13 protein-coding genes are annotated in these 12718 nt (G+C 69.6%); 6 read left to right on the top strand and 7 right to left on the bottom strand.

Translation table 11 applies throughout. From position 1 onward, the window contains the following. Positions 1-4: 4 nt before the first annotated feature. From OG741_RS17770 to OG741_RS17750, 5 genes are all read left to right on the top strand, one after another. On the top strand, positions 5-778 hold the full coding sequence (locus OG741_RS17770) for a VOC family protein (protein ID WP_405599011.1): 774 nt from the start codon (positions 5-7) through the stop codon (positions 776-778). A gap of 144 nt (positions 779-922) precedes the next feature. Further along, positions 923-1237: a hypothetical protein gene (locus tag OG741_RS17765; protein WP_405599008.1), complete on the top strand. Its 315-nt coding sequence runs from the start codon at positions 923-925 to the stop codon at positions 1235-1237. A 194-nt stretch (positions 1238-1431) separates the two neighbouring features. Next, entirely contained in the window at positions 1432-3864 is a 2433-nt protein-coding gene (locus tag OG741_RS17760; protein ID WP_405599006.1) for a PQQ-binding-like beta-propeller repeat protein, read from the top strand. 73 nt (positions 3865-3937) lie between these two features. Next, positions 3938-4393, top strand: a complete 456-nt coding sequence (locus tag OG741_RS17755) for a hypothetical protein (RefSeq protein ID WP_405599005.1) — start codon at positions 3938-3940, stop codon at positions 4391-4393. A gap of 71 nt (positions 4394-4464) precedes the next feature. Continuing rightward, a complete protein-coding gene (locus OG741_RS17750; RefSeq protein ID WP_405605627.1) occupies positions 4465-5031 on the top strand; it encodes a hypothetical protein in 567 nt (188 codons plus the stop codon). Between the two features lie 54 nt (positions 5032-5085). Here the strand turns inward: OG741_RS17750 and OG741_RS17745 are convergent, their stop codons facing one another. The 3 genes from OG741_RS17745 to OG741_RS17735 are packed head-to-tail and all read right to left on the bottom strand — an operon-like array spanning position 5086 to position 7434. Beyond that, entirely contained in the window at positions 5086-5862 is a 777-nt protein-coding gene (locus tag OG741_RS17745) for an enoyl-CoA hydratase/isomerase family protein (RefSeq protein ID WP_405599003.1), read from the bottom strand. Continuing rightward, entirely contained in the window at positions 5859-6284 is a 426-nt protein-coding gene (locus OG741_RS17740) for a Zn-ribbon domain-containing OB-fold protein (RefSeq protein ID WP_405599002.1), read from the bottom strand. The genes OG741_RS17745 and OG741_RS17740 overlap by 4 nt, the downstream gene beginning before the upstream one ends. Position 6285: 1 nt before the next feature. Next, a complete protein-coding gene (locus tag OG741_RS17735) occupies positions 6286-7434 on the bottom strand; it encodes a lipid-transfer protein (protein WP_405598999.1) in 1149 nt (382 codons plus the stop codon). A gap of 80 nt (positions 7435-7514) precedes the next feature. Between OG741_RS17735 and OG741_RS17730 the strand changes: the two genes are divergently transcribed. Then, positions 7515-9068: a FadD3 family acyl-CoA ligase gene (locus tag OG741_RS17730; RefSeq protein ID WP_405598997.1), complete on the top strand. Its 1554-nt coding sequence runs from the start codon at positions 7515-7517 to the stop codon at positions 9066-9068. A gap of 87 nt (positions 9069-9155) precedes the next feature. Here OG741_RS17730 and OG741_RS17725 read toward each other — a convergent pair whose 3' ends face one another. From OG741_RS17725 to OG741_RS17710, 4 genes are all read right to left on the bottom strand, one after another. Then, the gene (locus OG741_RS17725; protein ID WP_405598996.1) at positions 9156-9917 is read right to left on the bottom strand and encodes a metallophosphoesterase family protein; all 762 of its coding nucleotides are present in this window, start codon (positions 9915-9917) and stop codon (positions 9156-9158) included. Between the two features lie 293 nt (positions 9918-10210). Continuing rightward, a complete protein-coding gene (locus OG741_RS17720) occupies positions 10211-10561 on the bottom strand; it encodes a hypothetical protein (protein ID WP_405598993.1) in 351 nt (116 codons plus the stop codon). Then, positions 10558-11895 carry a hypothetical protein gene (locus OG741_RS17715; protein ID WP_405598990.1) on the bottom strand — a complete coding sequence of 446 codons (1338 nt, stop codon included), beginning with the start codon at positions 11893-11895 and terminating at the stop codon, positions 10558-10560. The genes OG741_RS17720 and OG741_RS17715 overlap by 4 nt, the downstream gene beginning before the upstream one ends. A 6-nt stretch (positions 11896-11901) precedes the next feature. Continuing rightward, on the bottom strand, positions 11902-12360 hold the full coding sequence (locus tag OG741_RS17710) for a hypothetical protein (RefSeq protein WP_405598987.1): 459 nt from the start codon (positions 12358-12360) through the stop codon (positions 11902-11904). Positions 12361-12718: the final 358 nt, after the last annotated feature.

Genomic DNA, 12718 nt, shown 5'->3' with positions numbered 1-12718 from the left:
GTCCATGGCCGCATTCCCAGAGGGCACGCCATGCTGGGTGGACGCAGCGCTCCCCGATGTCGAGGCGGGCAAGCGCTTCTACGGTGAGCTGTTCGGCTGGACATTCCGCGAAGGTGACGGCCCGCAGGCCGACGCCTTCAGTGAGGGCAAGCTCGTCGCGGCCCTCGTGCCCAAGACCGACGGCCGGATGCCGACCGTCTGGGGCGTTTATTTCGCCACGGCCGACGCCGGCACGCTGGGCCGGAAGATCAGGGACGCAGGCGGTCAGGTGATCAGCGACCGCCAGCCGGTCGGGACATCCGGCACGGCCAGCGTCGCCGCGGACCCCGGCGGGGCCGTCTTCGGGCTCTGGCAGGCGGGCGACAGGGACGGCTTCGAGAAGCAGGGCGAGCCCGGATCCTTCTGCTGGGCCGAGGTGTACACCCGGGACCCGAAGCGGGTCGACGCTTTCTACGAGTCGGTCTTCGGCTTCGGGGGGACGGACCTGCCCGACTCCTCCGTCGACTTCCGTATGTGGTCGCCCGCGGGCGCCGAGCCCGGCGAGGACACCGCGATCGGCGGCCGCAGCGTGATCACCGACGCCTTCCCGGCCGAGATGCCCGGCCACTTCCTCATCTACTTCAGCGTCGAGGACTGCGACGACAGCGTCGCGGCCGTCACCCGCCTCGGCGGGCGCATCCAGGCTCCGCCCTTCGACATTCCCTACGGGCGTATCGCCGTGCTCTCCGACAATCAGGGCGCGACCTTCGCCGTACTCGCCGAACCGAAAGCCGCCTGACGGCAACCGCCAACCGGCAACCGCCAACTGGCAATCGGCAACCTGAAAGCGGCCTGAAATTAAGGGAGTTGAGGCGAACAGTGGTCTAGACCTAAATCCGGTTGCTGATCCATAGTGGGGTCCCCCACTCAGGAAAGGACCCCCGTGTTCCGTACCCGAACCGCGCTCGGCCTCGCCGCCTGCGCCGCCGTCGCCGCCGGACTGCTCACCGCGACCCCCGCCTCCGCCGCCCGCCTGCCCTGCAACCTCGCAGGCAGCGGCAACACCGCCTACGCCAATTGCTACAGCGGCTCCTCCTACACCTGGCGCCTCGTCGTCGACTGCGACGACGTGAGCAACCCCAAGTGGCCGGTCCGCGTCACCACCCAGTACGGGGCCTGGCACACGGGTGACGGCAGCGACTCGATCTCGTGCGCAGGCACCCTGCGGGCCACCGGACGCCTGGAGGCGCGCGGCTGAACCATCTCAGGCTCCGATCCGTGCCCGAATACGGGTGAGACACCCCGATCCGCCCCCGGGTTCGCAACCGCCGCCTCCGACAGGAAGAATCAGGGTGCGCACCGCTGAGGGCTCGGTGGTGAGACGCTGCACGGGGCCGTAGGTGACGGGCTCCATTTCTTATGGGGCCCGTACGGGGAGGTGGCAGGCAAGTGATGGAGCAGCTGACGCAGCATGACCCGAGACGGATCGGTCCGTTCGAGGTGCTGGGCCGGCTCGGTGCCGGCGGCATGGGACTGGTGTATCTCGCCCGGTCGGCGTCCGGTCGCAGGGTGGCGATCAAGACGGTGCGTACCGAACTCGCCGAGGACCAGCTGTTCCGCGTCCGCTTCACCCGTGAGGTGGAGGCGGCGCGGGCCGTCAGCGGTTTCTACACGGCGGCCGTCGTGGACGCCGATCCACGGGCGGCCGTGCCCTGGCTGGCAACCGCGTATGTGCCTGCCCCCTCCCTCGAAGAAATAGTGAATGAGTGCGGGCCGATGCCGGCCCAGGCGGTCCGCTGGCTCGCGGCCGGGATCGCCGAAGCGCTGCAGTCCATCCACGGCGCGGGTCTCGTCCACCGCGACCTCAAGCCCTCGAACGTCCTGGTCGTGGAGGACGGGCCGCGCGTCATCGACTTCGGTATCGCGTCCGGCGTCTCCAACACCCGGCTGACCATGACCAACGTCGCCGTGGGCACACCCGCGTACATGTCGCCGGAGCAGGCGCGCGACTCCCGCAGCGTGACCGGCGCGAGCGATGTGTTCTCGCTCGGCTCCACGCTCGTCTTCGCCGCGACCGGCCATGCGCCCTTCCACGGCGCGAACCCGGTCGAGACCGTCTTCATGCTGCTGCGCGAGGGCCCGGACCTGGAGGGCCTGCCCGAAGAGCTGAGGCCGCTGATCGAGTCCTGTATGCAGATGGAGGCCGGGCGGCGGCCCACCCCCGAGGATCTGCAGGCACAGCTCGCCCCCCATCTCTTCTCCTCCGGCAGCGACGACAGCGGGACCGCGTCCGCGTGGCTGCCCTCGCGGGCCACCGCGATGATCGAGCTCCGCCGCGGCGGACGGCCCACACCCCCGGCCCCCGCCCAGCGCCCCGCCGAGCCCGCCCCGCCGGTGCCCCAGGCACCTCCGCCCCGTCAGGGCGCCGACTGGGACTCCGCCTGGCGCGGCGGCAGCGACCCGCGTACGGGACAGGCCGCGCCGTCTCCCGTCGGGGCCCCGGCTCCCGTGCCCGCGGCCGCCGGGCCCGTGCGGCTGCCCGGCTCCAAGGTCCCGATCGGCCCCGGTCCCCGGGTTTCCGACCCGGGCCGCGGCGCGGTCGCCGAGGCCGGTCCCGCGACCGGCTGGGTCCGCCCTCCCGGCGGGCTGAACGGGGCCGAGGCGGCCACCAGCACCGTCCCCGCACCCGCACCGGCCCCCGACCGGGCCCCGGCAGCGCCGCCCGCCTCACCCCCGGACGGCGCCGCCGGACACTGGCGGCCGTGGCGTTTCCGGATGTCGAACGACGTCTGGGGCACGCCCGTCGTGTCCGGGGGTCTGCTGTACGTCACCTCCTTCGAGGTGCACGCGCTGGACGTGGCCAGTGGCCGCCGCCAGTTCAAGACCAAGGACGTGGCCTGGGCGATGGCCGTCGCCGGGGGCCGCATCCACGCCTCCGACGGCCCCTCGCTGTACGCCCTCGACGCCGCGAGCGGCGTCGAACGCTGGCGGCTCCAGACCGATGCGTGGGTGTACTCCCTCAAGGTCGACCGCGGCACGGTCCTCACCGGGACGCGCGGCGGCGGCGTACAGGCCTGGGAGGCATCCAACGGCGAGAAGCTGTGGGAGACCAGCGGGGCGCAGAGCGACTTCGAGACGCCCGAGGCCGGACCCGCCATCTTCGACGACACGGTGTACGTGTGGCAGGACGCGAGGCTGCGCGCGCTGGAGACCCGTACGGGTGTCGAGCGCTGGTCGTACCCCGTCGGCGACGCGGCATCCTGCGGCAATGTGCCCCTCCGCGTGCATCCCGCGTCCGACGGCTATGTCTATGTCGCGGCCGGCACCCGAGTCCTCGCGATCGACATCGCGAACGGGCTCGTGCGCTGGCACTTCGAGGCCCCCGCGGTCTTCCTCTCGCCGCCGGTCTTCGCGCCGGGCCCGGCGGTGACGGGCGGCGGCGTGTATCTCGCCGACTACCTCGGCACGGTGTACGCCCTGGACGCCACCACCGGCAAGGACCGCTGGCGCATCGCCACCGAAGCACGCCAGTCCATCGAGCCGGTCCTGGTCGCCGGCGGCAACGTCCATGTCGGCAGCGGCAGCGCGCTCTACACCCTGGACGCCGTCACGGGCACCCCGATGTGGCGTTTCGCCGCGGGCGGAGAGGTCATCGGCGCACCGGTCGTCGCCGACGGCCGCGTCCACTTCGGCTCCGCGGACCATGTGCTCTACACCCTCGACGCGAGCGGCGGCCAGCTGCGCTGGAAGCTCGCGACGGGCGGCGAGATCACCGGCTCCCCGGTGGCCCAGAGCGGTGTCGTGTACGCGTGCAGCAAGGACCGCTGTGTGTACGCGCTGGACGCGGTCAAGGGCACGGCGACCGGCCGGGGGGCGCCGGGATGACAGGGGCCGTCCCGATGGCGAGGGGCACGGTCCGGGCGTAGCGTCGTGATCGAGAGCGGCGCAGGGAGGGCCGATGATGATCCGCAACGTCATCGGCTCGATCCTCGCCCTCATCGGAGCGACGGCCGCCGTATGGAGCCCCTTCCGTGACTGGTACGACGGCCGTCACGGGCGCGACTACCGGATCCAGGACCTCTTCAACGGCATCTCGGACACCGAGGCCGAGTTGCTCGGTTCGATCCTGCTGCCCTTCGCCTTCGCGGCCCTGGTGACCCTGATCGGCCTCGTCCTGCGCTCGCGGCTGCTGGTCGCGCTATCCGGGGTGATCGTGCTCGGCTTCACGATCCTGTGGATGGTCCGCCAGGGACAGGCGGCGGGCAGCCTGACCGTCGGAGGCGTGGGAGGCGGTCTCGGTCACGGGGTCGCCTGGGCCGTGGGCGGCGGCGTACTGCTTCTGGTGGCCGCGGCGGTGATGAGCGGCCGTACGAGCCCGGAGACGGATCACACCGAGCCCCTGATCCTTCGGTGATTCGCGACTGCTACGGTGTCGCGCGCTGTCGTCAGGTACGTCAAGTACCGCAGCACTGGGGGAAGGTGGCCATTGTGCGCCGGAATGCAAAGCTCGCGGCCGTACTCGTTGTCGTGATGCTCGCACTGACAGGCTTCTCGAGTTCGCACACGACCGGCAAGGGCGGCAGGGGCGGCAAGAGCAAGTCGGGGAGCGGCGGGGGTGGTGGCGGTGGCTGCTCGAACTCCAAGAAGTCGAACGGCGGTTACCGCGACCACCACAATGACGACTACAGCTCGTCCGGGTCCTCGGGCTCGTCCGGCTCGGACTCGTACACCGCCTCCCCCACGCCGACGGACTCGGCCACCGGTGCAGCGCGCGCGTATGTCGTCGACTGCGTGAAAAAGGCCCGCGGCAAGCGCAAGGCCGACACATCCGCCACGGTGAAGGTCGTCGCGGAGGCGGGCGGCTCACAACGGTACGAGGTCGACGTGGTCTTCCTGGACGCCGTGGGCGCTGTCGTCGACCGCGGATACACCAAGGTCACACTGGACGGCGGCGAGACCAGGACGGTGCAGGTCAGGATGCAGAGCCCCAAGTCGGTTGCCCGGGTCACGAAGTGCGAGGCGGAGGCGCAACTCAGCCTGTCCGGCGTTTGAGGACACGCCCGAAGGGCGTACGGGGTCTGGGGCTTGCAGCGCCCCGCCCCGGCCCTACCGCAGCCGGTACCCGCCCCGCCCCCTGCCCCCCTCGAACAGCTCCGCCTGCCGCTCCGGCGGCACGTTCCCCAGCGTGATCAAGTGCGGCGCATGCGCCAGCGCCCCCGCCCGCCCCGCCTCCCGCGCCGCCCACACCGCCCGGACCGTCCCCTGCACAGCCCCCGTCGGGTAGGACGCCATGGTCCGGGCGCAGCCGAGCGCAGCGTCCAACGCCCCACGGGGCTCGGTGAGTTCGGACACCAGCCCCGTCTCGTACGCCCGCCGCGCCGATGTCCGTTCCGCCGTCCCCATCAGCGCCATCCGCGCCACCTCGCCGTACGGCATCCGCTGCGCCAGATAGATCGTCTCGTAGGCGCTGACCATGCCGTACGTCGTGTGCGGATCGAAGAACGTCGCCTCCCGCGAGGCCACCACGAACTCGCTCTCGCCGAGCAGATAGAACGCCCCGCCGCACGCCATCCCCTCCACCGCCGCGATCACCGGCTTCCACAGGTCGTTCGCCTTCGGGCCGATCGCGATCAGCGGGTCGTCGATCGAGTACGGGGACGAGGGCTGCGGCACGTCCACCGAGCGGTCGATGCCGGTGCAGAAGGCCTTGCTTCCCGCCCCCGTCACCACCACCGCCCGTACGGCGTCGTCGAAGCGGAACTGCTTCCAGACGTCAGCCAGTTGGCCCGCCATCCCCAGATCGATCGCGTTGTGCTTCTCGGGCCGGTCCAGCGTGACGAGCGCGACGCCCGTCTCCTTCTCCGTCTCGACGCGGATGCTCATGCCCGCTCCAGAAGCCAGCGCGGCACGGTGATGTCGCCGAGCCGCGTGAACGCCACCTTCACCCCGGCGCCGATCCGCAGCCGCGCCGGGTCGAGGGAGTTGAGCGGGGCGTCCGGCGCGGCGACGACATTGCCCACCAGCCGGATCCGGGGCGCGTCCAGGAGCTCGACGACGACCGCGTTGTAGGGGACCAGGGCCGCGTACTCGGGCAGCAGCGGCGGATGGGGCACGACGTAGGACCAGATGCGGCCGCGGCCGCTCATCCTGCGCCACTCGCTGTCGAAGGAGCCGCAGTGCGGGCAGCAGGGCCGCGGCGGAAAGCGCAGCTCGCCGCAGGACGCGCAGTTCTGGATGCGCAGCTCGCCCTGCGCGGCGTACTCCCAGAACGGTGCGCCGTCCTCGTCGAGAACCGGTGTGAGCATCTCAACTCCTCAGCAGAACAGCCGAAGTGGGCACTCCCTCGCCCGCCGTGACCAGGCAGGTAGCTGCGTCCGGAACCTGTGCGGTGGAGGTGCCGCGCAGCTGCTTCACGCCCTCGTTGATGAGGTTGAAGCCGTGGACGTACGCCTCCGAGAGCCCGCCGCCGCCGGTGTTGAGCGGCAGCCGGCCGCCGATCTCCAGGGCGCCGCCCTCGGTGAAGGCCGCGCCCTCGCCCCTGCCGCAGAAGCCGTAGCCCTCCAGGGAGAGCGGTATGAGCGGGGTGAACGCGTCGTAGATCTGGGCGACGTCCACGTCCTGCGGCCCGAAGTCGGCCGTTTTCCACAGCTGGCGGGCGGCCGTCCAGGCGGGTCCGGTGAGCGGGTCGTCGTTCCAGTAGTTGACCATTCCGTGGTGCTGGGAGGGCAGGCCCTGGGCGGCGGAGTGGACGTAGACCGGCCTGTGGCGGCAGTCGCGGGCGCGCTCGGCGCTGACGACGACACAGGCCAGCGCGCCGTCCGTCTCCAGGCAGTTGTCGAAGAGACAGAGGGGCTCGCTGATCCAGCGCGAGGTCATATACATGTCGCGGGTCAGCGGCCGTTCGTACATCACGGCGGCGGGATTCTGGTTGGCGCGGTTGCGGCAGGCCAGGGCGACATTGAAGAGATGGTCGCGGGTGGCGCCGTACTCGTGCATATAGCGCCTCGCGAGCATGCCGATCTCGTCCGCGGGGCGCAGCAGTCCGAAGGGCCGGGTCCACTGCGCGGGGGTGGGGAGCTGGACGGCGGTGTTCTTCCAGGGGCGGGGTCCCGAGCCCCTCTTGCGGGACCGCCAGGCGACCCCCACGCTCGCCTGTCCGGTCGCGATCGCCCCGGCGAGATGGGCGATCGTGGCGCACGAACCGCCCCCGCCGTAGCCGGCCTTGGAGAAGAAGGTCACGTCACCGGCGCCGACGGACTTCGCGATCTCGACCTCGTCCGTCTCCTCCATCGTGTACGAGGCGAAGCCGTCGACCTCCGACGGGGCGATCCCCGCGTCGTCCAGCGCGGTGAGGATGGCCCGGCAGGCCAGGGTCTTCTCGGATTCGGGGAGTTGTTTCGCGAAGGCGGTCTGTCCGATACCGGCTATCGCGGCTGCGTCCTTGAGGCTCGCCATGAGGGGGAGGGTACAGCTAATCTGACGGGTAGTCAGCTACTAGTCGGCTACCGAGCGGGACTGCGGCGGGAGGGCTTGCGATGCGCGGCGACCTGGAGTGGGGCACCATCCCGAGGCTGGTACGGAGCGCTGCCGAGCGGTACGCGGACCGGGAGGCCGTCGTCGAGGGCCGCACCCGCGTCTCGTACGCCGAACTGGGCGAGCGCGTCGAACACGCCGCCGCCGCGTGCATCGCGGCCGGTGTGCGGCCGGGTGACCGGGTCGCCATCTGGGCGCCCAACACCCTCGACTGGATCGTCTCGGCGCTCGGCGCGGTGACGGCCGGGGCGGTGCTGGTGCCGCTGAACACCCGCTTCAAGGGAACGGAAGCCGCGTACGTACTCCAGCGCAGCCGCGCCAGACTGCTCTTCGTCACCGGCACCTTCCTCGGCACCTCGTACGTCGCGTCCCTGCGGCGCGCGGAGGTGGACCTGCCGCACCTGGAGCAGGTGGTGGTCCTCGCCGACAGCGCCCCCGAGGACTACCGCACCTGGAAGGACTTCCTGGCGGGCGGCGACGGCGTCACGGCCGCGGACGTACGCACCCGGGCCGACTCGATCCAGTCCTCGGCCCCCTCCGACATCATCTACACCTCGGGCACCACCGGCCGCCCCAAGGGCGCCGTCATCACCCACGCGCAGACCCTGCGCTGCTACGACGTGTGGAGCGAGCTCGCCGGACTGCGGGAAGGCGACCGCTATCTGATCGTGAACCCCTTCTTCCACACCTTCGGATACAAGGCGGGCATCATCGCCTGTCTGACCCGCGGCGCGACGATGGTGCCGCAGCCCGTCTTCAACGTCGACACCGTGCTGGCCAACATCGCATCCGAGCGCATCTCGGTACTGCCGGGACCGCCGACGCTGCACCAGTCCCTGATCGACCATCCGGCACGCGACCAGCACGATCTGACCGCGCTCCGGCTCGTCGTCACGGGTGCGGCGGTCGTGCCGCTCCAGCTGGTCGAGAGGCTGCGCAGTGAACTGCACATCGACACGGTCCTGACGGCCTACGGCCTCTCCGAGGCGAGCGGCATCGTCACCATGTGCCGCCGCGGCGACGCCCCGGAGACGATCGCGACCACCTCGGGCCGCGCGATCCCCGGCACCGAGGTCCGCGTGTCGGCGGCCACCGGCGAGCCCGGCGAGGTGCTCGTGCGCGGGCACAACGTAATGCAGGGCTACTTCGAGGACCCGGAGGAGACGGCGAAGGCGATCACCGAGGACGGATGGCTGCGGACGGGGGACGTGGGGGTGCTGGACAAGGGCGGCAACCTCCGGATCACCGACCGGATCAAGGACATGTTCATCGTCGGCGGCTTCAACGCCTACCCGGCGGAGATCGAGCAACTGCTCGGCCTGCACCCGGACATCGCGGACATCGCGGTGATCGGCATCCCGGACGCGCGGCTGGGCGAGGTGGGCAAGGCGTACGCGGTACGGCGGCGGGGGGCGACGGTGACGGCGGACGATCTGATCGCGTGGTCGCGGCGGGAGATGGCGAATTACAAGGTGCCGAGGGTGGTGGAGTTCGTGGGGGAGCTGCCGCGGAATGCGAGCGGGAAGGTGCTGAAGACGGAGCTCAGGGCGCGTTGAGGCGCGGCGCCGGACCCTGGGATTGGTAAGCGCCGTTGATCGTGTAGTCGGTGTTCGGCTGCCCGCTGTCGTGGAAGGGGGAGTGTGTCACGGGCTGTGGTCGCGTCCGTCCCGTGGGGCGAAGGCCGCGAGGGCGTCGGCGTCGGTCGCGCGCGCGTGCAGGAAGTAGTCGGCCCACTCGGTGATTTCCGGGTAGGACGAGTTCTGGCTGAGCTGGGTGGCTGCGGCCTGGATGTCGAAGTTCGTGGTGCGGAGTTCGACGCCCGGGCCCAGGAGGGCCCAGTGTGCTCCGGTTCGTCCGTAGGGCATGCCGATGCTGCCGGAGTTGATCACAAGTCGGCCGTGTGCGAGGCGGACGAACGGCATGTGGGTGTGGCCGCAGACCACGGTGCGGATGTCGGTATCGAGTCCGTTGAAGACTTCTTTCCAGCGGTCGAGGCGGGAGTCGACCAGGACGACCTCCTCGTCGTCGCGAGGGGTGGCATGGCAGAACAGCACCTTTCCCAGGCCTCTCACGGACAGCAAGAGTGATCGTGGTAACGAGCCGAGAAGGTCGAGATGGTCCTCGCGGAGCTGTGCGGCTGCCCAGGGGGCGATCGGATCGGGGATCGTGTCGCGTTGCCCTCGGCGGTATTCAAGGAGTTCGCGGTCGGCGTTGCCGCTGATCCAGATGACGCGGTCGCCGAGACTGGTCAGCAGGTCGAGAACCTGGGTCGGTTGCGGGCCGGCGGTGACGTCGCCGGTGAGCACGATGTGATCGGCGGTGCTGACGTCTGGCTCCGCGAGTACTGCCTCCAGGGCCGGCAGGACTCCGTGAATGTCGGACAGGACGGCTACTCGGTTCAGCATGGTCACCACTGTGGGGTGAAGACAGCCGAGCGGTGAGATCTTTCGCCTGGCGCGTAGCTAGTCACTTGACTGGTGAGCGCGCGTATTCAACTGTCGCCAGTTCCCCGAGGGGTCCAGCCGGCTGGTGACCGTGAGTGGTCCCCGGGGGCATATCGGCTCCAGGTTCCTCCGGCTTCAGCGGCGAGTCTGGTCGTGGTGACTTGGCGGTGGCCGAGGGCGTCGGTGACGACCAGGCGGCATCCCGGCTGATGGTGCTGACCGAGATCCAGCCGCAGGGACAGCATCGCGCGGGGTCAGAGCTCAGGTGCGAGGAGCGTCAGGCGCAGGATCGCGACGATGGCGAGCAAGGCCGGGAGGACAAACCACCACCTGCGCAGCCATCCGGCCTTTACGAACAGCCACGAGAGCAGCGCCGTCACGACTGTGAGAGCCAAGGCGATACCAGCGGCGAAGTTGGAGTTGGTGACCGCCTGTTTGTCCCACGAGCCGTCTGGTTCGATCATGTAGGCAATGAGCACGAAGTAGCCGGTGACGAAGTGCCCGAGAACAAGAATGACAGCGCAGACGAGAGTACCGATCCAACTGGTGGCGCTCCGCGGCCGGATCTCGCGCACATCGGTCGTCGAGCCCGTGGTACCGCTCACCCCAGTGCCTCCTTCGCCTGGTCCAGCTTTCGGTCGAAGCCCCGACCGTACCCCTGGGCGTCTTCGCTTTCGTAGTAGGGGCCGCCGTTGTAGCGGGCTGCGAGCTCCTGCATCTGGGCGCGGGTCATCTGCTCGGGCGGCACGTCGGCGAAGCCGCTCTCGGCCTTGATCTGGGCGAGGTACTCCGAGGCTATGAAGATGTTCTTCGCGGGGTCCCGTATCGCGTCGACCACGGCGCTGCGCTGCATGTCGGTGAGGTTGTGCGGGTCGTACCCGAGTACTTCGGCGGCGCGGCGGACCTGGATGGCCATGGGGCCCATCGACGTACGGTCGGGGTCCTCGCTGCCGGGAAGTAGCTTGCGTCCCTCGTATGCGGCATCGTCGATCACCCCCGGGTCGCCTTCGACTTCCTGCCAGGCGATTCCTGCGACCATCTCGGGTGGGAGGCCGGCGTCCGCCGCCGCGGCCCTGATGAGCTCCTTGTTGCCGGAGACGTATTCGCGGCGGCCTTCGTCGGAGTTGGAGGGCAACCAGTAATTGTTGCCCTGGCCTTCCGGCAGCCCGTCGACACGGTTCGCGATGCGCATGAGCGTCTCGGAGATCACGACGTTGCTACCGATGGTTGGGATCGAGTCGACCTTGGGGCCTGATCCTGGCAGCTGGACGTTCGGGTTGTCGCTCGCCTCCCGCGCCTCGGCCCGCAACGGTCCGAGTCCCTTCAGGAACTGCTCCGGGTCCGGGATGGTTCCCTGGTAGTCGGGTATCGACTTGTACGCCGCCTTGATGTCGGCGATGCACTTCTCCCTTGCTTCGGACTCGACGCGGAGGGCATCGCCGTAGTGGCCCTTGGTCTGGTTGTAGTAGCGCTCGGCCTCCTCCCGGATCGCGTCCACGTCGACGGTCAGCTCAGCGAAGAAGTCCAGCACTCCGGTGGTGTCGCGCAGGTCCTCCCACTGCCGCAGGGGCTCCGCGGCTCGCGCGGTTGGGGTGATCGCGTCGGCCTCACGTGACATGACCCCGGAGAGTTTTCCCTCGGTGCTCTTGCCGTTCTTGTAGTGCCCCTTGGCCGTGGTGACGGCATCGGCGTACCAGGCGAGAGCTGATGCAGCCTTGCGGAAGGCTTCCGACAGGGCGTCGGCGAGGCTCTTGCTCTCCTTGAGCCGCTTGGCGTATAGGTCGCGGGCCTCGCTCTCCCACTCGACCTTGGTCGCCTTACGGAACGCGTCGTCGGTTGACTCGATCAGTGTGTGGAGGCGCCTGAACTCGGCGGCGTTGCGGTCGATGAGGGTCGGGTTGGCGTCCTCGAGGAATTCGACGTCTGCACGGTAGGCCATGGTCGATCACCTGTTCTCGGAGGCGACGTAGCGTCCGCAGTCGAGCATCGAGTTCATCCGCCCCTGGATGTCCTGGTCGACGGTCGTGTAGGCGTTGCTCGAGGATTTCAGTTTGGTAGACAACGCGGCGAGGAGTACGACCATGTCGTTGTACTGGTCCTTGGCGAATCGGGCGAAGGTGTCGACGTTCGACGCGACGTCGACGTGCGCGCGCGGAGCGCGGCACATCGTCGCGTTCTCGCCATCCATCCGGCCTTCGTAGAGAAGACCCGCGACCTCCATGAGCAAATGCGAACTTCCATCGATCGAGGCAGCGTTCGCCGAGAATCCGTCGCCACGAGCGCCCGGCCCGCTGGGATGATCGCCGCCTGCCGGGGCCTGATTCAGCTGCATCTGCGCCGAGTCGTGCTGCCGACGAGCGAGTGCGGCCGCCTTGAGCTCGGCCCATTCCTCTGCGAATGACACTGCTTCCGTCTCCCCGTCCAGCCGTAGCATTGGCGAACGCATGTGCCCGCTCGCTCCCAGCTTGCCACAGCTCCCTCATCAGTGATCACGAGCTATTTGGACCGTGGAGTCCGAATCCAGACCCCTCCAGCGTGTCTTAGGCTGCGCCGCCCTGTAGTGGACCAACCGGGAGTAGAGCATGCGGCGTTGGCGGAGTCTGAACGTCGATACGCGGGAAGCACTCGCGTACAAGCCGGCGTTCCAGGCCGCTGCCGAGGGCCGGGCGACGAGGCTGCCCGGCCGACGGCCGCATCTGGGGTCCCGGGAGGTGGACCGGCGCCGCCTGGCCCCGTACACGATTCTATCGGCGTACGACAGC

The sequence above is a fragment of the Streptomyces sp. NBC_01410 genome (assembly GCF_045040195.1).
Taxonomy (GTDB): domain Bacteria; phylum Actinomycetota; class Actinomycetes; order Streptomycetales; family Streptomycetaceae; genus Streptomyces.
The sequence above is the reverse complement of the archived record's forward strand: the minus strand, read 5'-3'. Positions and strand labels throughout refer to the sequence as shown.

Bases quoted from the DNA above. Each gene is read 5' to 3' on its own strand.
- OG741_RS17770 (WP_405599011.1), top strand. From the start codon at position 5: ATGGCCGCATTCCCAGAGGGCACGCCATGCTGGGTGGACGCAGCGCTC.
- OG741_RS17760 (WP_405599006.1), top strand. From the start codon at position 1,432: ATGGAGCAGCTGACGCAGCATGACCCGAGACGGATCGGTCCGTTCGAG.
- OG741_RS17755 (WP_405599005.1), top strand. From the start codon at position 3,938: ATGATGATCCGCAACGTCATCGGCTCGATCCTCGCCCTCATCGGAGCG.
- OG741_RS17745 (WP_405599003.1), bottom strand. From the start codon at position 5,862: ATGAGCATCCGCGTCGAGACGGAGAAGGAGACGGGCGTCGCGCTCGTC.
- OG741_RS17740 (WP_405599002.1), bottom strand. From the start codon at position 6,284: ATGCTCACACCGGTTCTCGACGAGGACGGCGCACCGTTCTGGGAGTAC.
- OG741_RS17735 (WP_405598999.1), bottom strand. From the start codon at position 7,434: ATGGCGAGCCTCAAGGACGCAGCCGCGATAGCCGGTATCGGACAGACC.
- OG741_RS17730 (WP_405598997.1), top strand. From the start codon at position 7,515: ATGCGCGGCGACCTGGAGTGGGGCACCATCCCGAGGCTGGTACGGAGC.
- OG741_RS17725 (WP_405598996.1), bottom strand. From the start codon at position 9,917: ATGCTGAACCGAGTAGCCGTCCTGTCCGACATTCACGGAGTCCTGCCG.
- OG741_RS17715 (WP_405598990.1), bottom strand. From the start codon at position 11,895: ATGGCCTACCGTGCAGACGTCGAATTCCTCGAGGACGCCAACCCGACC.